This window comes from Kitasatospora sp. NPDC058218 (genome assembly GCF_042882445.1).
In the GTDB taxonomy this organism is placed as follows: Bacteria; Actinomycetota; Actinomycetes; order Streptomycetales; family Streptomycetaceae; genus Kitasatospora.
In genome coordinates, this window is the sequence record NZ_JBHVWC010000007.1 from 158,208 (window position 1) to 183,190 (window position 24,983).

Genomic DNA, 24,983 nt, shown 5'->3' on the forward strand with positions numbered 1-24,983 from the left:
CATGACCGTCCTCGACCACTTCCGCCTCGACGGCCGACGCGCGCTGGTGACCGGCGCCTCCCGCGGCATCGGCCAGGCCGTCGCCGTCGCGCTCGCCCAGGCCGGAGCGCGGCTCGCCCTGTCCGCCCGCACCGCCGCCGGGCTGAAGCACACCGCCGACCTGGTCGCCGAGCACACCGGCAGCCCCGCCCTCGTGCCGGGCGACCTCGCCGACTCGCGCCAGGCGGTGCTCGTCGACCGCGCCGCCGAGGCCCTGGGCGGGCTCGACATCGTCGTCCACAACGCCGGGATCCTGCCCGCCGAGCCCGACGGCAGCGCGCTCCTCGCGCCGTTGCAGCACCTCCCGCAGCCGGTCTGGGACGAGGTGGTCGCGGTCAACCTCAACGCCACCGCGGCGATCTGCCGGCACGCCCACCCGTACCTGGCCCGGTCCGACGGCGCCAGTCTCGTCCTGATGTCCTCCGTGGCCGGCCTGGTGGGGACGCCGTTGATGGAGGTCTACGCCGCCACCAAGGCCGCCCAGGTGTCGCTCGCCCGCAGCCTCGCCGTCGGGTGGGCCCGCGCCGGCATCAGGGTCAACGCCCTGTGTCCGGGCTGGGTCCGCACCGACATGACGGCCGCCGTCCACACCGACGCCGCGCTCAGCGACTGGCTGCTCGCCCACGTGCCCCTGGGGCGGTGGGCCGAACCGGAGGAGGTCGCCACGGCCGCGCTCTTCCTGGCCTCGCCCGCCTCCGGTTTCCTCACCGGACAGGCCGTCGCCCTGGACGGGGGCCTGTCGGTGCCCGACGGCGGTCTGGCGGGCATCCCCAAGCCGCGCTCCCCGTTCCTCGCGCCATGACCTCCCCGGGCGGGCCCGCGGCCGGCCGGCCCGCGGCGGTGATCGCCGGGGTCGGGGCCAGCCTCCCGCCCCTGGTGGTGACCAACCGTCAGGTCATCGAGCGGGGCGGCCTGGACACCACCGCCGAGTGGATCGCCAGCCGCACCGGGATCCACCGCCGGCGGCTGGCCGCCTTCGACGTCAGCACCGGCGACCTGGCCACCGCCGCCGCCCGCGCCGCGCTCGACTCCGCCGCGCTCGACCCCGCCGGTCCGCGGCCGGACCTCCTCCTGCTCGCCACGACCACGCCGGACCGCCCCTGCCCGGCCACCGCGCCGGAGGTCGCGCACCGCCTCGGCCTGGGGCCCGTCCCCGCCTTCGACCTCGCGGCCGTCTGCTCCGGCTTCCTCTACGCCCTGACCACGGCCGCCGCCCTGCTCCGCAGCGGGACCTGCCGGGCACCCCTGGTGGTCGCGGCGGAGAAGTACTCGGCGATCATCGACCCGCTCGACCGCGACACCGCACCGCTCTTCGGCGACGCGGCGGCCGCCGTGCTGCTCCGCCGCGGCGACCCCACCGAGCCCGGCGCCCTGCTGGAGACCGACTGGGGGAGCGACGGCGCCGGGAGCGACCTGATCACCGTCGCCGGCGGCGGGACGCGGCTGCCCGGCTCCGGCGGCCTGCGGCGCGAGGAGCGCTACTTCCGGATGCGCGGCCGACCGGTCTACGCGCACGCCGTGCGCCGGATGGCCGCCTCCGCCGCCACCGTGCTGGCCACGACCGGCTGGCACCCGGGCGACGTCCGGGCCTTCATCGGCCACCAGGCCAACCAGCGCATCCTGGACGCCGTCGCCGACCGGCTCGGCATCGCACCGCAGCACCGCTTCGGCAACATCCGCGAGGTCGGCAACACGGCCGGCGCGTCCGTTCCGCTCGCCCTGGCGGACGCCGCTGCCCGGGGCGTCTGCCCGCCGGGCGCCCCGACCCTGCTCACCGCCTTCGGCGGCGGCCTCACCTGGGCCTCCGCGACGCTGCTCTGGCCCGACGTCACCGTGCGCACGGCCGCTCCGCAGGCCCGCCCGCACCACCTCGACCCCAAGGAGGTCGGCACCCCGTGAACCCCGTACGCGAACACCTGGTCGCCCTGCTCGCCGGACAGTTCGAGGTCCCGAGGGAGACGATCGACGACGACGCCGCGCTCGGCGACCTGGACCTCGACTCGCTCGCCCGCGTCGAACTGGTCGTCAGCCTGCAGGAGCACTGGGGCATCGGCCTCGACGACGACCGCGACTCCGCGGCCGAGGTCACGGTGGGCCGGCTCGTCGACCGCGTCCACGCCCTGATCGCCGAGGCCACCGGGCAGCCCGGGGCGCCGGAATGAGCGCGGCGCGCCCGCCGCTCGCGGTCACCGGGATCGGCCTGGTCACCCCGGCCGGTCCCGGGACCGGCCCGACCTGGCAGGGCGTCCTCGACGCCCGCGCCACGGCGGCGATCGATCCGGAGCTCGCGGGACTGCCGGTCGGCATCTCCTGCCGGGTGCCCCGGTTCGACGCCAGGGCGCTGATCGGCGGCCGCCACTCCTGGCGGCTGGACCGTGCGACCCACTTCGCCCTGGTCGCCGCGCGGGAGGCCGTCGCCGACGCCGGACTGCGACCCGCCGAGTGGGACGGCGCCCGGGTCGCCGTGGTCCTCGGGTCGGCCGCCGGAGGCGTGGGCAGTTACGAGCAGGCGGCGCAGCGGTTCGCCGTCAGGGGAGCGGCCGCGGTGTCCGCGCTGGCGCTGCCCGCCTTCCTGCCGAACATGGCGGCGGGTCAGCTCGCCATCGACCTGGGTGCCACCGGCCCCGTGCTGCACACCGCGACCGCCTGCGCGTCCGGCGCGGCCGCCCTCCACACCGCCGCCCTGCTGCTGCACGCCGGGGCCTGTGACATCGCCCTCGCCGGTGGCACCGATGCCATGATCACCCCGGTCTGCGTCGCCGCGTTCGCCCGGATGGGGGCGCTCTCGCGCCATGGCGATCCCGCGTACGCTTCGCGCCCCTTCGACGGGCGCCGCGACGGCTTCGTCCTCGGAGAGGGGGCCGGTTTCACCGTCCTGGAGCGTCACGCGGACGCGGTGTGCCGGCGGGTGCCGATCCGGGCCCTGCTGGTCGGCGTCGGGTCGGCGGCCGACGCGCACCACCCCGTGGCCCCGCATCCGCAGGCCCGCGGTCTGGAGGCGGCCGTCCGGCAGGCCCTGGCCGAAGCCGGCGCCGGCGTGGCGGACGTCGACCACGTCAACGCGCACGGCACCGGCACCCGGCTCAACGACAGGGCCGAGGCGGGCATGATCGAGCGACTGTTCGCCCACCGCCCGCCGTCCGTCACCTCCGCCAAGGGGGCACTGGGCCACACCATGGGCGCGGCCGGAGCCGTCGAGGCGGCCCTGACCGTGCTGACCGTCCAGCACCGGACGGTGCCCGCCACCGCGGGCTTCGCGGAGCCCGACCGGGACACCGGCCGGATCGACCTCGTCCACGGCGGGCCCCGGCGGCAGCGGGTGCGGCTCGCGCTCAGCACCTCGGCCGGGTTCGGAGGGCACAACACCGCACTGGCGTTCGCGCCGGGCGGTTAGCGCCCACGGGCCGCCGCGCCGGCACGACTGCCGGCCGGAGGCGAGGCCACGAAGCTCGGGTGCCCGGGGCCGCCCCGCCTGTCCGGCGCAGACCAGCGCGCGGGTGACCGTCCGGGATGGTCGACTGGGCCGCACACGGTAAACCTCTTCGTAGTGGAGCCCACCATGGCGATCCTCGTGATGTTCGAACTGCCCGGCATGACCCAGGCCGCCTACGAGCGGACCACCGTCATGGTGAGCGGGGGTTCCGGCGGGCTCAACAGCCCCGCCGACTGGCCCGTGCCCGGACTCATCTCGCACACCGCCGCGCCCACCCCCGACGGGTGGTTCGTCGCCGACGTCTGGGAGTCCGCGGAGGCGTTCGAGCGGTTCGGCGAGGTGATCAGGCCGATCCTGCGCGAGGTCGGCGCTCCGGACGTGCAGCCGAAGGTCTACCCGGTGTTCAACGTGGTGACCGGGTAACCCCCTTCGCCCGCCCGGGGTGCGCCGGTCGTAGGGGGCGACCGGCGCGGTGGGGTGCTGCGGCGCCACCCGGTCGGCCGAGCGCACGGAGCCCGCCGAACTCCGGGGCGCCGTGCGCGCGCCGCCTTGAGCGTTCCCATTCAAGTCACCATGGGTAGCAGATCAATCACCATGCGTAGCGAGTCGGTGACGGTCCTGCCCCGCCTCGACGCGGCCACACCCCGCCGCCGGCACCCGGTACGGCGCGCGGCACGACGGTGAGGAGCGGCGGTGTCGAAGCAACGTCACCCCAGCGGTCGGCCCGGCGTCGGTGACGACGGGCCGGCCCCGGGCGCGATCCCCGGCCCGCACCGCGCCGCGCCGGGCGGATCCCGGCCCGAGGGCGCCAGCGGCGGGCTGGTCGCCCCCCGGCCGCCGGCCGAGGGGGAGAGCGTCCCCGCTCCCGGTCGCGCCGGCCGCGGAGCCACCCCCTGGCCGGACCGGATGCGCCCGTTGGTGCGTACGCCGATGGCCGAACGCCCGGTCCTCGCCGGCGCCGAGCCGCAGCAGCGGCCCGGGCCGGCCGAGGCGTCGCGCGTCCTGGACCTCGCCCTGCGCGTGGGTGAGTCGCTGCTCGCCAGCGGTGAGTCCGCCGAGGACGTGGAGGGCGCGATGCTGGGCGTCGCCCATGCCTACCGCGTGTACCCCTGCGAGCCGCAAGTGACGTTCACCCTGGTGGCGATCTCCTACCAGCCGACGCCGGACGATGCTCCCCTGACGGCGGAACGGGCGGTCCGCCGCCCCGCCAGCGACTACACCCGGCTCGCCGCCGTCTTCCGCCTGGTCTCGGCCATCACGGCCGGCGAGGTGGCGGCCGAGGACGCCTGCCGCCGGCTGGCCGCCCTGACCGCGCGCCGGCGGCCCCCGTACCCCGGGTGGTTCCTCGTCCTCGCCTCCGGGCTGCTGGCCGGCTCGGCGACCCTGCTGGTCGGCGGCCGGTCCGACGGCCGGGCCTGGCTGGTCTTCGCGTCCGCCTTCGTCGCAGCCCTGACGGGAGAGCGGTTGGCCGCCCTCGTCGCCCGCCACGACCTGCCCGAGTTCTACTGCTTCGTGATCGCCGCGACACCCGCCGCCGCGATCGGCAGCCTGCTCTCGCTCAACGGGCTCCACCTGCGCGGCTCCGTGGTCATCACCGGCGGGCTGTTCGCCCTGCTGCCCGGGCGCCCCCTGGTGGCCGCGGCACAGGACGGCCTGACCGGCTTCTACCTCACCGCGGCCGCCCGCCTCGTCGAAGTGCTGTACCTGATGGCCGGCATCGTGATCGGCGTCATGACGGTGCTGTACCTGGGCGTCAGCAACGACGCGGACCTGACCCCCGACGCGACGCCGGGCAGCACGGTGAACCCGCCGCTGCAACTGGCGGCCGCGATGCTGCTGGCCCTGGCCTTCGCGGTACTGCTGCGCACCGACCGGGCCACCCTGACGCTGGTCGCCCTCAACAGCGCCGTCGGCTGGACGACCTACGCCGTCCTCGCCGAAGCCGGCGTCGAGCCGATCCTGGCCACCGGGCTCGCCGCCGGACTGGTGGGCCTGTTCGGCCAGCTGATGGCCCGCTACCGGGCCATGTCCGCGCTGCCGCACGTCACGGCGGCCCTCGGGCCGCTGATGCCCGGCTCGGTGCTGTACTTCGGCATGCTCGCCTTCGTCCAGGGCCGGCCCGAAGCCGGGTGCACCTGGGTCGGCCGGGCGTGCGCCACGGCGATGGCCCTGGCCATCGGCGTCAACCTCGGGGGAGAGGTGGCCCGGCTCTTCCTCCCGGCCTCGGGGCCGGTGTTCACCTCGCGGCGGCCCGTCGGACGCCACCGCCGCTGAGGCCGCGGTGACCGCCGCGAGCGCGGGCCGGAGCCGCATCGGTCACCGGCCGTGGCTCGGCCGCTGCCGCCTCGGCAGGCGGCGCCCGGCCGACGGACGTAGGTTCGGCGATGACCGGTGGCGGCGCGGCCACGGCGGCGGAGGAGGCGAGCGGTGACGGCGACGGGGCCCGACGGCCCGGCGGCATCCGGCCGCCACGAGACACCTCAGGAACGGGCGGACCGCCTCTGGGCCGAGACGCTCCAGGAAGTCCGGGTGGCCCAGACCGGCGCACAGATCCTTCTCGGCTTCCTCATCAGCGTGGCCTTCACCCCGCTCTTCGCCGACCTGCCCGACTTCGACAAGAACCTGTACGTCGCCACCGTCGTCCTCGGTGCCTTCGCCACCGGAGCACTCGTCGCACCCGTGGCCTTCCACCGCTTCCTGGCCGGCCACGGCATGAAACCCGAGCTCATCCGGGTGGCCGGCCGGCTCATCGCCACCGGCCTCGTCACCCTCGCCCTCACTATCAGCGGCGCCCTGCTCCTGCTGCTGCGCACCGCGACCGGCGACCCGGCGGTGGCGTGGATCCTCAGCGGTGCGGTGCTGGCCTGGTTCACCGCCACCTGGCTGGTGCTGCCGCAGATCGTGCTGCGCCGCACCGCCGCGCGCCGGCGCTGACACCGCGCGGATCCGTCCGTGTCACCCGGGTGGCCGCCCGGGCGCGGTGCCGGCCGGGGCCGGCACCGCGCCGTCGGGTCGTGCGACCGTCAGCAGGTGAGGACGGGGTTCGCCCAGTCCGCGTGATCGCTGTTGGTGCCGTCGCCGCCGTCGGTGACCACGAGGTGCAGCTCGTCGGCGCCCGTGAGGTCGGCGGTGAGGTGCCTGGCGGCGGAGCTCGCGGTCATCAGGCCGCTGTCGGCGACCTTGGTGGCGTCCTTGTAGATCTCGAAGGAGACGCTGCCGCGGCCGTTCGCCTCGGCGTCCACGCCCACATCGGTGGTGAGCGAGGTGCAGGAGCCGCCGAGGTAGTAGACCACCTCGCTGAGCGCGTTGACGCCCAGGCCCTTGGCGTACGTGGTGCCCGCGATGGTGATGGTCCGTCCGTCCCGGGCCTGGTTGTCGCCGTTGCTCATGTCCTTCTCGACCGGGCCCCAGCTGTTGCCGGCGGAGGACCAGGCGAGGCTGGAGAGCGGGTAGGTGCCGGTGGCCGGACCGCTGCCGCAGGCGACGTGCGCGCCCGCCCAGTCGGCGTGGTCGTAGCGGGTGCCGTCGCCGGCGTCGGTGACCACCAGGCGCACGGTCGTGGCGCCGGTCAGGTCGGCGGTGAGGCGCTTGGCGGGATCCTTCCCGGTGACGGTGCCGCTGTCGGCCACCTTGGCGCCGTCCTTGTAGATCCGGAACACCACCGAGCCGTTGCCGTAGGCCTCGTCGTCGATCCCGACGTCGGTGACCAGGCTCCGGCAGGCGCCCCCGAGGTGGAAGGCGACGTCGCTGGCCGCGTGCACGCCCAGGCCCTTGGCGTAGGTGGTGCCGCGGATGCTGATGGTCTGTCCGTCACCGGGCTGGTGGTCGCCGTTGCTGCGGTCCCGTTCGACCGGTCCCCACTGGTTGGCGGCGGAGCCGAACGGGAGGTCGCTCAGCTGGGTGACCCCGGTCGGCGGGGGCACGGGCGAGCTCGGGGTGACCCGGAACATCGCGGTGCCGTGTCCCGGCACGGTGGCGCTGACGGTCCCGTTGCCGGTGGTGGTCTTCTTGGACCACAGGTCCTTGACCGTGTACGAGTCCGCCCCGCCGATGCCGAGGGTCTGCGCGGTGGCGGTGATGGTGGTGTCGTAGGAGCCCTCGTTGGTGAGGGTGACCGCCCGGGCGCCGTCGGCCAGCGGCTTGGACATCACGACCAGTCCCTGCTCGCTGGAGACCACCGAGCCCTGCCGGCCCAGCGGGTCCTGGTCCACCGCGATCACGTCGGCGTTGGTCAGGATCTCCAGGGTCTCCGGCGCGGCGGTGCGCAGGTCGGTGCCGATCATCAGGGGCGCGGCCATCTCGGCCCAGAGGCTGAAGTGGGTCCGGTACTCCGTCGCGGTCATGCCGCCGTTGCCGACCTCCAGCATGTCGGGGTCGTTGAAGGCCCCGGGCTTGGCGTAGCCGGCCAGGCCCTGGTTCGCCTGGGCGATGGAGATCATGCTCTGCCAGGTGTCACTGATGTCGCCGGTGGTGCGCCAGGAGTTGCCGACCGAGGGCGCCCAGTTCCACGGGCCGGTGCTGCCCCACTCGCAGATGCTGTAGAGGATCGGGCGGCCGGTCGCCTTCAGCGCGTCGCCCATCGTCCTGTAGCGGGTCTTGGCGTCGAGCCCCTGGTTGTGGCAGTTGTCGTACTTGAGGTAGTCCACGCCCCACGAGGCCCAGAGCCGGGCGTCCTGCTGTTCGTGGCCGAGGCCGCCGGGGAAGCCCCGGACGTCGCAGGTGTGGTCGCCCGCGCTGGAGTAGATGCCGAACTTGAGGCCCTTGCCGTGGACGTAGTCGGCGAGCGCCTTGATGCCGTGCGGGAAGCGGACCGGGTCGGGCACGAGGTCGCCGGCGGCGTTGCGCTCCGGCAGGGCCCAGCAGTCGTCCAGGTTGACGTACTGGTAGCCGGCGGCCTTGAGGCCCTTGTCGACGAAGGCGTCGGCGATGCCCTTGATCATGGCTTCGTCGAACTGGTCGCCGCACAGGGTGGAGTTCCAGTTGTTGAAGCCCATCTGCGGCGTCAGGTTGATGCCGTTGTCCAGGGCCAGCGCCGGTGGCGCGGTGGCGAGTTGGAGTCCGACGGCGAGGGCGCCGCCGCCGGTGAGGAGGGTCACGGCCGTCAGTGCCGATGCCATGCGGCGCGAGAGTGCCGTGCGACGTAACGGTGAGGTGCTGGGGGAGCGCAAAGGTCCTCCAGGGACGGTGTGGTGGATGGGCAGTACCCCGGCTCCGGCACAGGTGCCGGAGCCGGGGGGAACAGGGGGAGGGGAGCGTCAGGAGAGCAGGCTCCAGGACTGCCCCGCCGCCGATCCGTCGGCCGGGCCGAGGACGACGGGGGAGGTCGCGGCGCTCTGCGGGGCGGCCAGCACGAGACCGGTGGCGACGTTGGTGATGGTCAGCGCGCCGGTCGCGGTGTTCTGGACGACGCGCCACTTCTGGGCCGGGTTGCCGGGGTCGTAGGCGTTCTGGGCCCGGGCGGGCTGGCCGGCCGCGGCGCCGGTGAGGGTGCCGTGGTTCTGCGTGCCGGTGTAGCAGTTGTCGGTGATGCGCACCGTGCCGTCGGGGTTCGCGGCGAAGTTCCACTGCTCCGAGGTGTGCGTGTCCCACCAGGTGTTGATGTCGGTGGGCGAGCCGTCGGGGGCGCTGCAGGTGCCCTGGACCTCCAGCGCCTTGCCGCCGGTGCCGCCCGCGCTGATGCCGTGGTAGCGGCCGTCGCCGACGACCGTCGCCGGGACGGTGCCCGGCAGGGCCTTGAGGCGGTACAGGGCGACGCCGTGCGGCTCCACCTGGGCGCTGAGGCCGGCGGTCACGTTGCCGGTGGAGCCGGTCCAGAGGTCCTTGGCCGAGTAGCCGGGGCCGGTGAGGCCGAGGTCGCTCAGGCTGGTGGAGATGTTCCGGTAGCCGGCCGGGTCCTGGTTGATCAGCAGCACGGCGGTGTCACCGTTGGCCAGTTGCCGCTTGAGGACGACCGGCGCCGTGCTGCCGGCGGGCGGGGCGCCGACCAGGGTGGCGGGCCTGGCGAGCCGGTCCTGGTCGATCGCGATGACCTCGGTGTTCTTGTAGACGGCCAGCTTGTCGGCGCTGATGCCGGTGGACCAGGTGAGGCCGTCCTTGGTGTGCTGGGAGTTCGCGGCGGTGCGCAGGTCCGCGCCGGAGATGAGCGGGGAGGCCATCATGGCGAGGATCGACATCTCGCTGCGCGACTCGGTCAGGGACATCGGCTTGTGGCAGGTGCAGGTGTCGGTCTGGCCGTACACGCCGTACGGGTCCTCCCAGCCGGCGAACATCATGTCCAGGTCGTTCCAGCTGCCCGGTCGGGCGTTGCCCGGGTACTTCAGGGCGGTCTGCAGCTGGCCGTTGTAGAGCACGCCCTCCAGGTCGGGGCCGCGGTCACCACCGATCCGGCAGAGGTTGGCGACCTGGCCGCACCACACCCCGGTCGGGGCGTAGCCGGGTGCCTGGAACGCGGGCGTGCCGGCCGCGACCACCACCGGGTCGGTGCGGGCCGGGTCGTCGGAGGCCAGCAGGTACGGGATCCCGGAGTGCACCGGCTGCGCCGAGACGCTGAGGGCCACCCGCGGGCGCCCCTGGGCCTGGGAGGCGGCGTCGAGCGCCCGCTGGAAGTCGCGCACCCGGGTGTAGATGGACCGGGTCAGCTCCCTCCCCTCGCCCTGCGTCCCGTAGTTGTGCCCGTCGGGCCCGACGATCGGCGGGCCGTACGGGCAGTCGTCGTACTTGACGAAGTCCACGCCCCAGGCGACGAAGTCGGCGGCGTCGGTGGCTTCGTGGCCCAGGCTGCCGGGGCGGCCCTGGCAGGTGGTGTAGGTGTCGGTGGCGTAGAGGCCGAACTTCATGCCCTTGCTGTGGGCGTACCAGGACAGGTACTGGATCCCGTTCAGGGTCTGCCCGTTGACGGTGCGCGCCGGGAAGCGGTCCGGGGCGGGGACGAGGTGGCCGGTGGTCGGGTCGAACCCGTTGCCGTCGGTGCCGCTGACGGGGTTGTGGTTGGCGTCGTAGAGCTGCATCGCGCCGTAGGAGTTCTTGACCAGGTCGGTGGTCTGGCCGTCGCGGTGGCCGAGCGACCAGCCGTCGTCGATGGTGACGGTGTCGTAGCCGGCCTGGACGAGCCCGTTGGCGGACATGAAGTCGATGGTCTGGACGACCTGTTCCTGGGTCACCGCGGTGCCCAGGGTGTTCCAGGAGTTCCAGCCCATCGGCGGGGTGAGGGCGAGTCCGTTGTCCAGGGCCGCCGCGGGGGTGGAGGAGCCGAGGACGACGCTGCCGAGCCCGGTCGCCGCGAGGGCCAGTGCGACCAGGGCGCGGGGTAGTGCGCGGGGCAGGGGTATCCGCATGGGGGGCGCTCCAGGGTGCGCAAGTGGGGTGGGGGATCGGCAAGCCACTGCCGTTGTTTTCTGTTTGAAGTCCCAACAGAAAGCAACGCAGCATAGGCATACGAGCAGTTCGTGCTCAAGTACCGTGCACGCAGCCGTCGATGAGGCCGGCCCAGCCCGGGTGATCTGGTGGATGCCCTTCCGCGCCGCGTCATGTCACAGGTTGATCTCGGCGTGACAACGTGCTTGACGAGGGATCGACGAGTCATGTGATATTTCACATCACGTTGAAATCCGTTTGGTTCTGATTGCTTATCGAACATGCCCTCAGCCCTGGCCTGTTCGACGTGCCACCCACGATCCCCACCCCGTGCCGGAGCCCCCGACCGGCACAAAGGAGCGTTCCCCCCATGATCCGAAGCACCACCGGTCGTGCCACCTCCGTCGGCCTCCTGCTCGCGCTGGGCCTGACCACGACCGCCTGCTCCAACGGCCAGGAGTCCACCGGCGGTGCCGCGGTGGCCCCGGTGAACGGCAAGATCTCGCTGACCTACCTGCAGAAGCAGGGCGACCAGGAGTACTTCGTCGGCGAGGCCGCGGGCGCCCGGGCGAAGGCCGTGGAGCTCGGCATCGACCTCAAGGTGGTGAACCTCGGCAGCGACGCCAACAAGACCGTCAGCGAGGTGCAGGCGGCCATCGCCCAGAAGACCAACGGGGTGATCGTCGTCGTCCCGGACCCGGCCGTCGGCCCGCAGGTCGTGCAGACCGCCAAGGACGCCAAGGTCGCGCTCCTCACCTCGGACGACCAGGTCTGCGCCACCGGCCCGGACCCGGCGGTCTGCGCCAAGAGCGACCTCGTCCCGCGCGTCGGCTTCAGCGGCACCCAGATGGGCACCGAGGTCGGCAAGCGGGCCGCCGACGAGTACAAGGCGGCGGGCTGGAACCCCGCGGAGACGCGGGTCATCGCGGCCTGGAAGCAGGACGTCACGGTCTGCGGAGACCGGGTCAAGGCCGCGAAGGAGGCCTTCGGCGCCGTCGCCCCCGGCGTCCAGACCATCGACGTCGCCACCGACAACACCCCCACCGGCGCCCAGGACAAGGTCGCCGCGATCATCAACACGAAGCCCGGCGTGAAGCACTGGGTCGTCGTGGGCTGCAACGACGAGAACGTGCACGGCGGCGTCACCGCCCTGCGCAACGCCGGCCTGAGCGCCGACAACGTGATCGGCGTCGGCCTCGGCGCCTACCTCGCCTGCAAGGACTGGAGCGGCACCCAGCCCTCCGGGATGAAGGCCGCCCTGTTCATCAACGGCAAGGACGTCGGCGCGCTCGCCGTCCAGACCATGTACGACAGGCTCAAGAGCGGCAAGGAGATGCCCGCCGAGGCGTTCGCCAAGACCACCATGGTCGATGCCGCCAGCTGGAAGAGCGCCGGGGTCACCTGCGCCTGACCGGTCGTCACCCGGGTGGCCGCCCGCCCCCGCGGGCGAACACCCGGTGACGACCCGCTCGGCGCCCGGGTACTGCTCGCGCGGTGCGACGGCCTGTCGTCGAGCATTCTCTGCCAGCGGCTCCGCGAACTCACGCCCGGGTGAGCTCGGAGCCCTCGGCCGAGGCGGCCCCTGGCCACGCCCTTCGTCCGCTCGACGAGTGGGCGATCACCCGGGCACAGGAGCACCAACTGCTCCACCCTCCGGCGGGATGTCGACTCGATCTCGGTCACGTCCCGCACGTCTCCGCACGGGTAGCACCAGCCGGACGACCAGTCGAGTCCGAAAGGGAAGGTCGGTAGCTCACCGGTCCCGGTCACGGTTCGTTCCGGCGTCTCCCGGCCGAGCGGCGCGACGCGGCGCGGACCCGGGCTCGGGCGCGCCTTCGGTGCTGCCAGCCCTCGACCCACTCGGGGCCGTACACGGTGCCGATCATGGCGAGCGCCAGGACGACGAAGGCGAGCACCCACCCTCGCCCACGGTCCGGCTCCGCCATGGCGAATCCGAGCACCAGGCCGGCAGGACCGACGCCGACGCCGAGCACCAGCAGCCCGGTCAACAGCGTCTCGCGGGTCACGTCGGTTCTCCCTTGGGTAGGGGTTCGACCTTCGGCACCATGACCATCGGTACGGTGGCGAGCAGCCGAAGGGAGCGGTGGTCGGGGTGCTCCCACACGTGCTTCCGAGCCCATTCGGCGAACTCGGCCGGAGTGGCCACCGGTTCGGACGCGCCCGCACATGCGACTCCGTGGTCACTCTCGCCGCAGCACACCAGGACGTAGGTCGGCTGGTCCGCATCCGGTCCGGAGTCCGGCGTCAGCGTCCACTCCCCGAAGGCCGAAACCCGCTTCGACGGCCTCACGGAACACGTCCCGGGCTTCGCCGGCCAGGCCGCGCTGCTCGCGCACGCAGCGGGGTCGGCGCCGGGTACCCCCTGAGAGCTACCCGGCAGGATGGCTCTGCGGCAGGAAGTCGGCCAGGGCTTCCACCGCGTAGCGTGCCGGGTGGACCCGCCTCCGGGCTCTCGCCCGGCCCGCGTCACGCCGGGCGGAAGCGCGGGACCGGGCCCTGCACGCGCCTCCTCCCACGGCCGTGCGCCGTCTCCACCTTGAAGTCTCCACGTCGAAGGATCCCCGCGGTGCCCCACAGTGATCAGCTGCACGAGACCACCCCGCCGACGGGGGGTCGCCCCGGGCTCCGCGCGGTTCGGACGGACCTCTTCACCCTGCGGCCCGCCCCCCTGCCGCCGATGTCCTGGCCACGGCGGCTGCGGTGGCTGCCCCACGCCCTGGTGTTCCTCGGCGCCGTGGCCCTGGCGGCCACCGGAGCGGACCTGACCGCCCGGCTGCTGGCGGTCGCACACGCGGCGACCCTGGTGACGGCCCTGCGGTGGCCGGCGCCGGCCTGGTTGGTGTCGACGGCCTTCGTCACCGGCATCACGCTCGGCCACCCGCCCACCCACGACAACCGGATCTGGGTCTGGGCGGTACAGGCCGGGGTGCTCTTCCTGCTCGCGCTGCGGGTGCGCCCCTCCTCGGCGGTCACCGCGGCTGTGCTCAGCGCCCTGCAGGCCGTCCTGCTGAAGCTGGCCGGCTGCGCCGTCGGCCCGTGGTCGGTGATCCTCGGGGCGCTCACCCTGTTCACTCTGGCGGTCCCCCTCGCGTCCGTGGCCCGCGGGCGTCGCCGGGACCGGGAACGCCTGACCGAGCAGATCGCCGCCACCGCCCACGAACGGGCGCTGCGCACCGTCCTGGAAGAGCGCGCCCGGATCGCCCGCGAGCTGCACGACGTCGTCGCCCACCACATGTCGGTCATCGCCATCCAGGCCGACGCCGCGCCGTACCGCGTCCAGGATCCGCCGCCGGTCCTGGTCGCCGAGCTGGCGTCGATCCGAGCCAACGCGCTGGACGGGCTGGCCGAGCTGCGCCGGCTGCTCGGCCTGCTGCGCGCCGGCGGCCCCGGCGACAGCACCACGGCCACCGCACCGCAGCCGTCCCTGGCCCAGCTCGATGCGCTGCTCGGCACCGTGCGCGCCACCGGCCTGGAGGTCGCCGTCCGGACCGAGGGCGAACCGCGCGTCCTGTCCCCGGGTGTGGAGCTGTCGGCCTACCGCATCGTGCAGGAGGCCCTCAGCAACGTCCTGCGCCATGCACCGGGCGCCGGCACGGGTGTCGAACTCACCTACACGCCCGCCGCGTTGACCGTGCGGGTCGTCAACGGACCGGCGGTGGCCCCGGCCGGCCCCTCGCCCGGCGGCGGCCACGGCGTCACCGGGATGCGGGAGCGCACCGCGATGCTCGGCGGCGACTTCGCCGCGGGCCCCAGCGGTGGCGGCGGCTACGAGGTCTTCGCGACCCTGCCCACCCCCACCACGCCCACGGCCCTCAGTGCCTCCACGGCCGACAAGGAAGCTGCCGCATGACGATCCGCGTACTCATCGCCGACGACCAGGCCATGGTGCGGGAGGCCTTCTCGATCCTCCTCGGCGCCCAGCCCGACATCGACGTCGTCGCCACCGCCGAGGACGGCCTGGCGGCCGTCTCCCGCGCCGAGGAGCTGGCGCCCGACGTGATCGTGATGGACGTCCGCATGCCCGGCCTCGACGGCATCGAGGCGACCCGTCGGATCACCGCCCGCCCCGGGGCCGCCGCGAGGATCCTGATCCTGACCACCTTCAACCTCGACGAGTACGTGTACGAGGCGCTGCGCGCCGGTGCCTCCGGGTTTCTGCTCAAGGACGCCTCCGGTGTCGAACTGGCCGAGGCGGTACGGGTGGTGGCCCGGGGGGAAGGCCTGCTGTCGCCCGACATCACCAAGCGGCTCATCGTGGAGTTCTCCCGTCTGAGCCCCACGGCCAAGCGCCCGACCGGTGTGCGCATCGGCGCCCTGACCGACCGCGAGACCGAGGTCCTCACGCAGGTGGCCCAGGGCCTGTCCAACGCCGAGATCGCCAGGGTCCTGGTGGTCGCCGAGGAGACGGTCAAGACCCACATGGGCCGCATCCTGTCCAAGCTGCAGCTGCGTGACCGCACCCAGGCGGCGGTCTTCGCCTACGAGAGCGGCCTGGTCACCCCCGGCGGCACGGGCCCGCACGACCCGCACCGGTAGGCCGGGCCCCGACTCCCTGCCGTGTGGCTCCTGGGAGCCATGTCGCAGGTTGGCCCGGCCGGGGGACGCCGAGGCCGGGCCCCGACGGCGACTCTCGTGGTGTACCCGCCAGGAGGCCCCGTTCGTCTCCGGCACCGCACACGCCGAAGGAACGCCATCATGTCCGTCCGCCGAAGCCCGGCACCGGCCCTCCCGACCACCGCGGCTCCCGCGCCCGCCGCCGAACCGGTGCCCGCCACCGGATCCGCTCCGACACCCGGCAGGATCTGGAGGACGGTACGCGTCCTCGTCGCCCTGCTCGCCTCCGTCGTGGCCTTTCTGTCCGCCGTGATCATGCTGGGCGCCTACGTCCCGGCCATCCCCAAGGCCGGTGTGATCGGCCCGGTGCTGGGCGGTCAGTACCCCTTCCACGTCGCCTTCCTCGCCCTGATCGGTGTCGCGCTGGGCGTCCTGGCCCGGCGCGGCGGCCTGGTGCGCTGGGGTCGCACCCTCATCGGGGTGACCTCGCTCGCCGCGGTGGCCGCGCTGGTCATCGGCGGTGTCCAGTTCGTCGCGGCGCGCGACGCCGGTGCCGAGGTCTCCTTCGGCCAGGTCCTCGGCCAACTCGCCTACCCCGACAGCAAGCCGGACTCGACGCACACCTACGCCGTCCGCGACGGCCGGGCGCTGGACGCGGACCTCTACCTGCCGAAGGGCGCTCAGGGCAGCAAGGCGCCGGCCATCGTGCTCGCCCACGCCGGCGGCTTCCACACCTTCGACAAGCGCGATCTGCGCGGCACCGGTCGCTGGCTGGCCGACCACGGTGTGGCCGTCGTCGCCGTCGACTACCGCCTGGCCGCACCCGGACGCCCCACCTGGGACAAGGCCCCGCAGGACCTCGTCTCCGCCCTGGGCTGGGTGCAGGACCACGCCGACCGGTACGGCATCGACGCCTCCCGGATCTCGCTGGGCGGCATGTCGGCGGGCGGCACCCTCGCGATGAACACCGCCTACCGCCTCCGGAACGGCGCCATCAAGGCCACCGACGGCACCACTGTGAGGCCCCCGTCCTCCGTGGTCGGGTTCTACCCGGCCACCGACGTCACCCGGATGTGGAACGACGACGTGGCCGGCACCCGTGAGGCCGCGGAGATGTTCACCGGCGGCACTCCCCGGCAGTATCCGGAGCGCTACCGCGAGGTCTCGCCGACCACCGACGTCCGCGCGGGCCTGCAGCGCACCCTGCTCGTGGTGGGCGACCGCGACCGCAGCGCCCGCCCCGGGACCGTCCGTGACTTCGGTGCCGCACTGCGTGCCGAGGGTGTCGACGCCACGGTCGAGGAACTGCCGTTCGCCGAGCACGCCTTCGACGACGCCTACGGCAGCCTCACCTCCCAGACCAGCCGTCAGATCCTCCTCGATTTCCTCACAAAGCGGTCCTGACGTCGCCCTCCGTCCTTCGCGCGCGCTCGGACCGGGCCCCGTGCGGACAGTTCGAACCGGTTGGTAACCCGCTGAGATTAGGATGAGATGACTTGCTGTCAGAACACTGTGGGGATCGAATGCGGGACGATGCGATGGTCGGCGGGTCGGGGCCGGTGACGGTGGGGGAGTGGCTGCCGCCGGCGGAGCTGAACACCGGCATCCCGCACCCGGCGCGGATGTACGACTACTACCTCGGCGGGAAGGACAACTTCCCGGCCGACCGGGAGGCGGCCGAGAAGGTCATCGCGACCATGCCCGACGCCCGGCTCGGGGCGCGGATCAACCGCGAGTTCCTCGGCCGCGCGGTGGAGTTCGCGGTCGGCCGGGGCGTCCGCCAGTTCCTGGACATCGGCACCGGGATCCCGGCGGTGGGCAGCACCGGGGAGGTCGCCCACAGGGTGGCCCCGGACGCCCGGGTGGTGTACGTCGACAACGACCCGATCGTTCTCACCCATGCCCGCGCCCTGCTGGCCCACCACCTCGCCGGTCACACCTCGGTCCTCCACGCCGACCTGCGCGATCCGGAGGCGATCCTCGGTGCCCCGGGCCTGAAGGAGGCGCTCGACCTCTCCCGGCCGGTGGCCCTGATGCTGGTGGCGGTGCTGCACTTCGTCCGGGACGAGGAAGGCGCCGCCGAGACGGTGGCCCGACTGCGGGACGCGCTGGCGCCGGGCAGTCTGCTGATCCTCTCGCACGGCACCCAGGACTTCATGACCGCCCAGGCGGCCGCCGAGACCACGCGGATCTACAGCCGGGCGAGCTCGCCGCTGGTCCTGCGGGCCAAGGAGCAGGTGCAGGAGTTCTTCGGCGACTTCGAGTTGGCCGACCCCGGACTGGTCCAACTGCCGCTGTGGCAGCCGCGGGCGGAACTGCCGCAGGGCTGGCAGGAGGCGGCCCCCGCCTATGCGGGAGTGGCGATCAAGCGCTGACCCGAGGGCGAAACCTTTCTGCTGCCGTGCGCCGCGCACGGCAGGGTGAGGTTGCGACGTGGACCGGTCCCGCCGAACCCCGGGCCCCGGCCGTCGGCCGGCCCGGTGGAGTTCGAGGGGATCCACGCCGACGGGGCTCGGCTCCGGGGCGGCGGGCAGCGGATGTGACAACCTGTGCGGCATGGAGGCGGAGCCCGAGTACGGCGGGGCCGGGCCCGGGGGCGTCCTCGACGTCGCGCCGACGGCCCGTACGGCGGTCGCGTGGATCCCGCCGCCGGAGCTGTGGCCGCCGATTCAGGACATCCGCTGGGAACACGACCCGCAGGTCCGCCGGTGGCCGCCCCACGTGAACCTGCTGTTCGGCTTCGTGCCGGAGTCCGAGTTCCACCGGGCGGCCCCGCTGGTGGCCGCCGCGACGGCGGGAACGGAGCCGTTCGCAGCCCGGCTGCACGGGGTGCGCAGCTTCCGGCACCGGGCGTACGCGACGCTCTGGCTCGACCCGGCCGCGGCCGGCGCGGGGCCGTGGACCGACCTGTACCGGTCGCTGCTGGAGCGGTTCCCCCGCTGCGTCGGCCGGGGTGCGGGTTTCACCCCGCACCTGTCGCTGGGCCGGACGGGGGAGCCGCGGAGCCTCGCCGCCGCATGCGCCGCCCGGCTCGGGACCAGGTCCGTGGAGGTCCGGGAGGTGGTGCTGCTCTCCCGCCGCACCGGCGACGATCCGATGCGGCCGCGCGCGACCGTCACCCTGGGCACCGGCGAAGTGCGCTGGGTGCCCGACACCGAACCGCCCGAGGGCGGTTGAGCTGCTCTGCGGAGCGATCCGAGACCGGCGCGCGCAGGGCTCACCCCCCCGCGCCGAAGTGCGTGGGACGGTGGGCCCTCCGGCCGGACCAGGTGATCAGCCCATGCTCTTGGCGCCGTCCAGGGCCTCCCGGATGATGTCGGCGTGGCCGGCGTGCTGCGAGGTCTCGGCGATGATGTGCATCAGCACCTTGCGGGCCGACCAGCGGGCGCCGGGCTCGAACCACGGCGCCTTCGGCAGCGGGTGGGAGGCGTCCAGGTCGGGCAGGACGGCGATCAGCTCGTCCGTGCGCCGGGCCGTCTCCTCGTAGTCGGCCAGCACGCCGGCCAGCGTCTCGCCGGGAAGCATGCGGAACTCGTCGGCGCGCCGCGCGAAGTCGGCCTCGGTCATGGTGTCGAAGTCGCCCATGGCCGACGGGCCTTCCAGGATGAAGGCCACCCACCCGCGCTCGACGCTCGAAACGTGCTTGATCAGGCCGCCCAGGCACAGCTCGCCGGCGGTGGTGCGGAGCCCGACCTGCTCGTCGGTCAGATCGCGGGTGGTGAAACGCAGGAAGTGCCGGCACTTGCCCAGCACCGCCAGCAGATCGGCGCGCTCCCCACCGGCCGCCTCGGCGGCCTGCTCGCGGGTGGTGGGCTCGGTGGCGGTCGTGGTGTCGGTCATGGTTTCCACCTCTGTAGGTCCTGTTCTGCGGCCAGGAACCACAGTAGGGGCCATCTGGGCCAGATCGTGTCCTAGATGGCCGGGCGGCCGGTGGCGCTCGCAGCCGGCCCCGCACCCGACGCCCGCACCCCGCCGCCGTCAGGACCTCCGCACCGGGGCGACTGCGCGCCCCGGTGGACCGCGGCTACCGCTTGGTGCCGTCGACGATCACCGGGGTGCCGGTGGAGCCGCAGGGGCTGCTGTAGACGGGGTTCTTCTCGGCGGCGGCCTTGAAGGCCTCGATGCACTGGCTGAGCAGGATCTTGTCGGTCAGTGAGCCGGCGATCGCGGCGTTGGCGGCGGCGGTGCTGTCGGCGTCTATCTTCCGCTTCTCGGCCTCGGCCTTCGCGGTGCGTACGGCGGCCTCGGCCTGGGCGGTGGCCTGGTCCTGCTGGATCTTCTGGTCGATGGCCTTCTGGAGGCCCTCGCTGGGGCGGACGTTGCGCAGGTTGACGCCGTTGACCAGGACACCGCGCGGGGCCAGGCGGTCGGTGATCAGCTTGGTGATCTCGGAGCCGATCGCCTCGCGCTGCGCGGAGTACCCCTCGACGCTGGTGTGCCGGGCGAAGACGTTGCGGACGATCTCGCGGCTGTCCGCGTAGACCAGGCGCTGCTGGACGGCCTCGTCGCTGCCGGCGAGCTTGAAGAGCGACACGGCGTGCGCCGGGTCGACGGACCACTTGACCGTCAGGTCGGCGTAGAGCACGCCGCCTTCGGAGGAGCGGACCTCGACGGTGTCGTGGTCCGTGAGGTCGAGGTCGGTCGGCCGGGTGGAGAAGGTGGTGACCTCGGTCAGCGGCGACTTGAGGTGCAGCCCGGGCGGCCAGGTGCCGCGGACCTTGCCGAGCGTCCTGGGCACGCCGACCTCGTACGGCTCGACGACATAGGTGAAGGTCGTGAGACCGAGCAGCAGGCCGAGGAGGGCCGTCGTGGCTCCGGTGAGCGCCGCGAAGCGGAAGGTGACGACCCGGCGCCGCCGCAGGACGAGCAGGGCGGCGCCGAGGACGATCAGGAACAGCGAGATGTAGATCATGGGCGGCAGCGTAGGGAGCGCCGGGCGGGTGCCGGGCGACGTACGGATGGTGCTCCGGTGAACGCGGGCCGTCCGTCCCGGGCCGGGGCGACGGCGGCCGGTGGTGGACCGGTGTTCAGCGACGCGCGGGCGTGTCGCCGGGCACGGCCCGCCCGCCCGCGTGGCGGCGCTGCCAGAACGGGCCGGCGGGCCATCGTCGCTCCTGCCCGTACGCGTGGGCGTGGTTCCGGCGGTAGGCGTCCGCGATGCCGTCCAGGAACGCCGTGTAGTCGGCGAGGGCCGCGGCCGTGCGGTCCGGGTCGGCCAGGCACGCCGCCACGGTCTGTCCGGCCCGGGCGCCGGTGTGCAGCGCACTGAGGATGCCCTGCGAGGAGAGCGGGTCGAAGGCGAGCGCGGCGTCGCCGACCGCCACCCAGCCCGGGCCGGCGGCCGGGCTCACCCGCAGGCCGTGGGCGGGGGTCCAGCACGGCTCGGGAGCGCCGGCGGAGTCGTAGCCGTCCAGGCGCCGGCGCACGTGGTCGGTCCGGGTGATGCCGCGCCAGAAGCCCCGGGGGGTGCGCAGGGACGGATCGGCGAGGTCGGGGTCGGTCAGGTGGGCGACCAGGCGTCCGGCCGGGGTCGGGGTGGTGTACCACCAGCCGTCGGGCGCCGCCTCGACGAGGGTGCGGGCCTCGGCGTCCCGCGGGTGGTCGCGGCCCGAGGGGCGGCGGTCGCGGAACACGCTGTACACGGCGACGAGCCGGTCCTGCCGGTGGCGGTGGCCGTGGCGCCGGCCGATGACGCAGCGCCGGCCGGTGGCGTCGACCGTCCAGCGGCTCCGCAGGTGTCCGACGGTGCCGGTGTCGCGCTCACGGACGGTCAGGCGGCCGTCGAGGTGCGCCAGAACCGTGGCCCGGTACGGCTCGGCGCCGGCCGCGACGGCGGCGCCGCGCAGGAAGGCGTCGAAGCGGAGCCGGTCGAGGTGCCACCCGTGTCCGTCGGGGTCGAACAGGTGGCTGATGCCGTGCAGCGCCCCGGAGCCCCAGGCGGCGTACGTACCCGTGGACGGTGGATGGCCGTCGGCCAGGAAGCCGTCCAGCAGTCCCAGATCGCGCAGCAGCGGGCGGGCGGCGGGCGGCAGGGACTCCCCGATCTTGAACGAGTCCCGGCCGCCGGGCGACGGGCGGGGCGCACCGTCGTCGAGGAGTAGGACGCGCCGGCCGGCGCTCGCCAGGACGAGCGCCGCCACGGCGCCCGCCGGGCCGCCGCCCGCCACGACGGCGTCGACGGGCCCGGGCGGGCGCCCGGCAGCCGTCACCGGTCGCGCCGGAAGCGTTTGATCTTGTCGATGACGCCCACCGACACCTCCTCGTCGGGCAGTTCCGCCATGGTGACGGCGGTGGCCATCGCGGCTTCGCCGAGCACCGGGTCGGCGCCGAGCGGGACGTGCACGGTGGCCAGGTTGCGGCGGGCCGGCGGCGCGGGCTCGGGCGGGAAGCTCACCTCGGACTCGACCAGCAGTTCCGTCGGGAGGCGGACGTCGTCGGTGGGCCCGGGGCGGCGCTCGACGAGACCGAGTCTGCCGAAGTCGGTGACCATGGCGTTGATGGCGTCGAGGTAGCGCGGCGGGAGCCAGCGCAGCCAGGCCCGCCGGTTCCCGAACGCGGCCAGGCGTTCCGCGATCGGGCGGGAGGTGTCCATGACGACGGCGTACTCCTCCTCGGCGATCACGTGGTTGGGCACCCGGGCCGGCCAGAAGGTGGGCAGGTACGGGTCGTAGCTCCCGAATCCGCTGAGGTACTCGTAGCCGGAGCGGCAGCTCGCGGTGTCGGTCTGCCAGGGCACGGCCATCCAGCGGGTCAGGTCGCCCGCCTGCTGGGCGTAGAGCGGGCCGTCGAAGGAGAGTGCGATCTGCGGGGTGAGCGTCGGCCCGTAGGTGGGCGGGGGCGACAGGGCCGGATCGCGCCGGCGGATCCGGAAGGGGCTGCTGTACAGGGTGGTGTGGCGCATCGGCCAGGTGAGCTCGCAGCCGGGGTGGAAGGCGTCGGCGAGGCAGAACGACAGCGCCGCCCGGTCGAGGGTCCGGGGCCGCTCGGCGAACGGGATCTTGTCGAGCGAGGCGGGCGGCACCGCCCCGGGGTCGAAGTCGGCGGTGAAGCGCCCGCGGGCCCAGCGCTCCAGCAGGCGGTACTGGAGCGGGGAGAGCGTCATGTGCTGGCGCACGGACTGGGCCGGGACGTTCATCGCGTCGCCGTAGACCCCCGGCCACGGCACGGGCGAGATGCCGTCCCGGTCGTAGTCGCGGATCATGAGCCAGACCTGCCGGCGCAGCTCCCGGTGGACGGGCGAGGGGTCCGCCAGCGCGGCGAGGCGGTCGGGGGCGAGGAGGTCCTCGCGTCCGCCGTGGCCCACCTGGACGGCCACCCCCTGGTTGACCCACTGCAGGTCGCTCAGGCGGCGCAGGACGGGCAGCACGTCGCGGGTGAACGACACCTGTTGCGGTTCGGGGAGGAGGCCGGCGGTGACGAAGACGTCGCGCACCAGGTCGTACATCGTGCGCACCGAGGTGAGCTCGGGCGCGTAGTTGGGCGGCGCGGTCACCACCCAGGCGGACTCGACCGGGATCGGCCGCCCGTCGATGCTGACCTCGGCGGTGACCGGGCCGTCGGAGACGTCGTCGTGCCAGCCGTCGTTGTTGGCGAAGGTGTCGGCGGGCGTGTCGGTGGCCGATGCCGAGACGCCCCGGCCGCCGAGGAAGATCAGCCGGCCGCTCTCGTCGGTGCGCAGTTCGCCCAGGTAGACCGGCCGGTCCAGGAAGGTGCCGGTGTCGAAGCGGTACTCCGGCCGGTCGGAGCGGCTGCGGCCGCGCACCGACCGGGGACCGGGGTCGATGACCAGGCGGCCGCGCTGGTCGGCCGGGACCTTGGGGTTGCGCAGGTTGCTGTCCTCGGTCCGGTCCGCCTCCGGGATGTCGAGGGCCATCTGGAACTGGTACCAGGAGGCCTTGGAGTTGGCGACGTGGACGGTCCAGCGCAGGTCCGCGTTGTCGGCGGTGAGTTCGGCGACGGGCTCGCCGGCGGCGTTGTAGCCGTAGACGCGGAACCGGACGGCCTGGCGCTTCAGGGCGCCGGTGGCGTCCTTGTAGCTCCCGGTGGGCTGGGCGGCCGGGTGGTCGACCTCGGGGCCGAGGACGTACTCGTCCGGGCTGTCGCCGACCCGGGCCACCCCGATCGCGGGGTGCACGGCGGCCCGGACGATCCGGGTGTCGCGCCCGGGCGGGGGCGTGAGCCGCGGGCGGGCGGGGCCGGGTTCGGTCGCCGGGATGCCGTTGACGTCGCGGCGCTGCTCGGCCGAGGCGCGGTAGACCGTCCGGCGGACGTCGGAGATGCTGCCCACCGGTCGGTGCTCGGCGAGGCTGTGCCACGGGTTGTAGGCGAGGTTCTCGCCGTAGGCGGCCTGGCCGCGGGCGGTGAGGTCCTGCTGCTGGAGGGTCAGCCGGGCCACCTTCACTGGTGCGCTCACGGCCTCGTCCCAGCGCACCGTGGCCCGGTCCAGGGGCATCAGCTGGGGGTCGGTACGGAACTGGAGCATCAGGTCGAACGCCGCCGCTCCCGCCGCGAGCCGGTGGCGCAGGTCGGCGCCCAGGTACCCGGGGTCCTCGTCGGGCGGCACGGCCTGCGGGTCGCCGGGCTCACAACCGGCGGGCACCAGCTTGTACTTGACGAAGCGCTCGGAACCGAACGCGGACGGCAGCACGCTCCAGTAGGCGGCCGTGAGCACGCTCTCCTCGAACCTGGCCATCGCGTCGAGGATCTCCCGTGTGACCGGGTGCTCCCGCAGGTACGGCTCGTAGTCGCCGTCGACGACACCGGCCTTGGTGAACTCGCACATGTCCCGGGCGGTGTCGACGAAGAACACGTCGTGGTTCTGCAGCAGCAGGTCCTGGGTGGCGGCCTCCTCCTCGCCCGCCAGCAGTTTCGGGCCGGGGACCCCGAACAGCTTGACGCCGATGCCGAGGGTGGTCCGGAGGTCGGGCATGCCGGGCACGGTGTCGCTGGAGAACCGTACCCAGGCGGTCAGCCCGTCGGGCTGCTCGTGGGCCGTCCGCAGGAAGCCGAGGCGCAGGTCGGGCGGCAGGTCGGGAGCGACCGTGAGGGTTCCGCGGGCCACTCCGTGCGGTTTGAGGAACACCGGCCGCCGGACGGGGTCCTGACCGCGGGCCACGCGGCCGCCCTGTGTCATGTCGACGAACATCTGCTCCAGCGAGGCGGCCGCGTCCTCGGCGCAGCCCGGCAGCTGCGGAGGTCCGGCGTTCTCGTCGGAGGACGCGGGAGTCCCGATCATGCCCTGCTCCGATTCGTGCGGCGGTGTGTCGATCCAGCGGTCCGGCTGGCGCCGCGTCCGTCGACTCGTCCACGAACCAGCCTGCACACGCCCTGTGCCGACCGGCGAGCCGAGGTACCCCCGAACCGACCACACGACCGTACGCGCCGCGGGCGGGCTCACTCCATCGGGCCAGCCGTGGCCGCACCGCCCCGTCCTCCGCAGGCAGGCAGGGCGTTGGGGCCCGCCGCGCCCGGGCGGACCCCCGGCGGTGGCAGGATGGTTGTCCGGTCGGCCTCCGCGGCGGCGTCCACCGGTGCCCCGGTTCGCCGCGGCCGCTCGGCCGCCGAAGAGCCCGGACACACGCGA

At 73.9% G+C, this 24,983-nt stretch carries 20 protein-coding genes; 13 read left to right on the top strand and 7 right to left on the bottom strand.

Annotated features, from left to right (window positions below; all coding sequences use genetic code 11):
- Position 1: 1 nt before the first annotated feature.
- The 7 genes from ACFVYI_RS06415 (at position 2) to ACFVYI_RS06445 (ending at position 6,406) form a co-directional block, all read left to right on the top strand.
- The gene (locus ACFVYI_RS06415) at positions 2-841 is read left to right on the top strand and encodes an SDR family NAD(P)-dependent oxidoreductase (RefSeq protein ID WP_387882000.1); all 840 of its coding nucleotides are present in this window, start codon (positions 2-4) and stop codon (positions 839-841) included.
- Positions 838-1,938, top strand: coding sequence for a beta-ketoacyl-ACP synthase 3 (locus ACFVYI_RS06420; protein ID WP_387882001.1), 1,101 nt, complete (start codon positions 838-840; stop codon positions 1,936-1,938). The genes ACFVYI_RS06415 and ACFVYI_RS06420 overlap by 4 nt, the downstream gene beginning before the upstream one ends.
- A complete protein-coding gene (locus ACFVYI_RS06425; protein ID WP_387882002.1) occupies positions 1,935-2,201 on the top strand; it encodes a phosphopantetheine-binding protein in 267 nt (88 codons plus the stop codon). The genes ACFVYI_RS06420 and ACFVYI_RS06425 overlap by 4 nt, the downstream gene beginning before the upstream one ends.
- Positions 2,198-3,433, top strand: coding sequence for a beta-ketoacyl-[acyl-carrier-protein] synthase family protein (locus tag ACFVYI_RS06430; protein ID WP_387882003.1), 1,236 nt, complete (start codon positions 2,198-2,200; stop codon positions 3,431-3,433). The genes ACFVYI_RS06425 and ACFVYI_RS06430 overlap by 4 nt, the downstream gene beginning before the upstream one ends.
- 165 nt (positions 3,434-3,598) lie before the next feature.
- Complete coding sequence (locus ACFVYI_RS06435) at positions 3,599-3,895, top strand: hypothetical protein (protein WP_387882004.1); 297 nt, start codon at positions 3,599-3,601, stop codon at positions 3,893-3,895.
- Positions 3,896-4,165: 270 nt separating this feature from the next.
- Entirely contained in the window at positions 4,166-5,746 is a 1,581-nt protein-coding gene (locus ACFVYI_RS06440) for a threonine/serine exporter family protein (protein WP_387882005.1), read from the top strand.
- Positions 5,747-5,899: 153 nt separating this feature from the next.
- Entirely contained in the window at positions 5,900-6,406 is a 507-nt protein-coding gene (locus ACFVYI_RS06445) for a DUF6328 family protein (protein ID WP_387882006.1), read from the top strand.
- Positions 6,407-6,495: 89 nt separating this feature from the next.
- Here the strand turns inward: ACFVYI_RS06445 and ACFVYI_RS06450 are convergent, their stop codons facing one another.
- On the bottom strand, positions 6,496-8,589 hold the full coding sequence (locus tag ACFVYI_RS06450; RefSeq protein ID WP_387882007.1) for an NPCBM/NEW2 domain-containing protein: 2,094 nt from the start codon (positions 8,587-8,589) through the stop codon (positions 6,496-6,498).
- Between the two features lie 138 nt (positions 8,590-8,727).
- Entirely contained in the window at positions 8,728-10,806 is a 2,079-nt protein-coding gene (locus tag ACFVYI_RS06455) for an alpha-galactosidase (RefSeq protein WP_387882008.1), read from the bottom strand.
- Between the two features lie 389 nt (positions 10,807-11,195).
- Here ACFVYI_RS06455 and ACFVYI_RS06460 point away from each other — a divergent pair, with 389 nt between their 5' ends.
- The gene (locus ACFVYI_RS06460; protein WP_387882009.1) at positions 11,196-12,236 is read left to right on the top strand and encodes a substrate-binding domain-containing protein; all 1,041 of its coding nucleotides are present in this window, start codon (positions 11,196-11,198) and stop codon (positions 12,234-12,236) included.
- A 355-nt stretch (positions 12,237-12,591) separates the two neighbouring features.
- On the opposite strand, the gene ACFVYI_RS06465 is transcribed toward ACFVYI_RS06460, so the two are convergent.
- Positions 12,592-12,852: a hypothetical protein gene (locus tag ACFVYI_RS06465; RefSeq protein WP_387882010.1), complete on the bottom strand. Its 261-nt coding sequence runs from the start codon at positions 12,850-12,852 to the stop codon at positions 12,592-12,594.
- 560 nt (positions 12,853-13,412) lie between these two features.
- On the opposite strand from ACFVYI_RS06465, the gene ACFVYI_RS06470 reads away from it, so the two are divergent.
- The 5 genes from ACFVYI_RS06470 to ACFVYI_RS06490 all read left to right on the top strand — a co-directional run bounded on the left by ACFVYI_RS06470 (position 13,413) and on the right by ACFVYI_RS06490 (position 18,577).
- Positions 13,413-14,696: a sensor histidine kinase gene (locus ACFVYI_RS06470; protein ID WP_387882011.1), complete on the top strand. Its 1,284-nt coding sequence runs from the start codon at positions 13,413-13,415 to the stop codon at positions 14,694-14,696.
- On the top strand, positions 14,693-15,382 hold the full coding sequence (locus ACFVYI_RS06475; protein ID WP_387882012.1) for a response regulator: 690 nt from the start codon (positions 14,693-14,695) through the stop codon (positions 15,380-15,382). Before ACFVYI_RS06470 ends, ACFVYI_RS06475 begins: the two co-directional genes overlap by 4 nt.
- Before the next feature lie 159 nt (positions 15,383-15,541).
- The gene (locus ACFVYI_RS06480; protein WP_387882013.1) at positions 15,542-16,804 is read left to right on the top strand and encodes an alpha/beta hydrolase; all 1,263 of its coding nucleotides are present in this window, start codon (positions 15,542-15,544) and stop codon (positions 16,802-16,804) included.
- 119 nt (positions 16,805-16,923) lie between these two features.
- Positions 16,924-17,775, top strand: coding sequence for an SAM-dependent methyltransferase (locus ACFVYI_RS06485; RefSeq protein ID WP_387882014.1), 852 nt, complete (start codon positions 16,924-16,926; stop codon positions 17,773-17,775).
- 181 nt (positions 17,776-17,956) lie between these two features.
- Positions 17,957-18,577, top strand: a complete 621-nt coding sequence (locus tag ACFVYI_RS06490) for a 2'-5' RNA ligase family protein (protein WP_387882015.1) — start codon at positions 17,957-17,959, stop codon at positions 18,575-18,577.
- Positions 18,578-18,673: 96 nt separating this feature from the next.
- On the opposite strand, the gene ACFVYI_RS06495 is transcribed toward ACFVYI_RS06490, so the two are convergent.
- The 4 genes from ACFVYI_RS06495 to ACFVYI_RS06510 form a co-directional block, all read right to left on the bottom strand.
- On the bottom strand, positions 18,674-19,240 hold the full coding sequence (locus ACFVYI_RS06495) for a DinB family protein (protein WP_387882016.1): 567 nt from the start codon (positions 19,238-19,240) through the stop codon (positions 18,674-18,676).
- Positions 19,241-19,424: 184 nt separating this feature from the next.
- Positions 19,425-20,312 (bottom strand): prohibitin family protein, encoded by an 888-nt coding sequence (locus tag ACFVYI_RS06500; RefSeq protein ID WP_387882017.1) that lies wholly within the window; start codon positions 20,310-20,312, stop codon positions 19,425-19,427.
- A gap of 115 nt (positions 20,313-20,427) precedes the next feature.
- On the bottom strand, positions 20,428-21,609 hold the full coding sequence (locus ACFVYI_RS06505) for an FAD-dependent monooxygenase (RefSeq protein WP_387882018.1): 1,182 nt from the start codon (positions 21,607-21,609) through the stop codon (positions 20,428-20,430).
- Positions 21,606-24,635 carry a LodA/GoxA family CTQ-dependent oxidase gene (locus ACFVYI_RS06510; protein ID WP_387882019.1) on the bottom strand — a complete coding sequence of 1,010 codons (3,030 nt, stop codon included), beginning with the start codon at positions 24,633-24,635 and terminating at the stop codon, positions 21,606-21,608. The genes ACFVYI_RS06505 and ACFVYI_RS06510 overlap by 4 nt, the downstream gene beginning before the upstream one ends.
- Positions 24,636-24,983 lie beyond the last annotated feature (348 nt).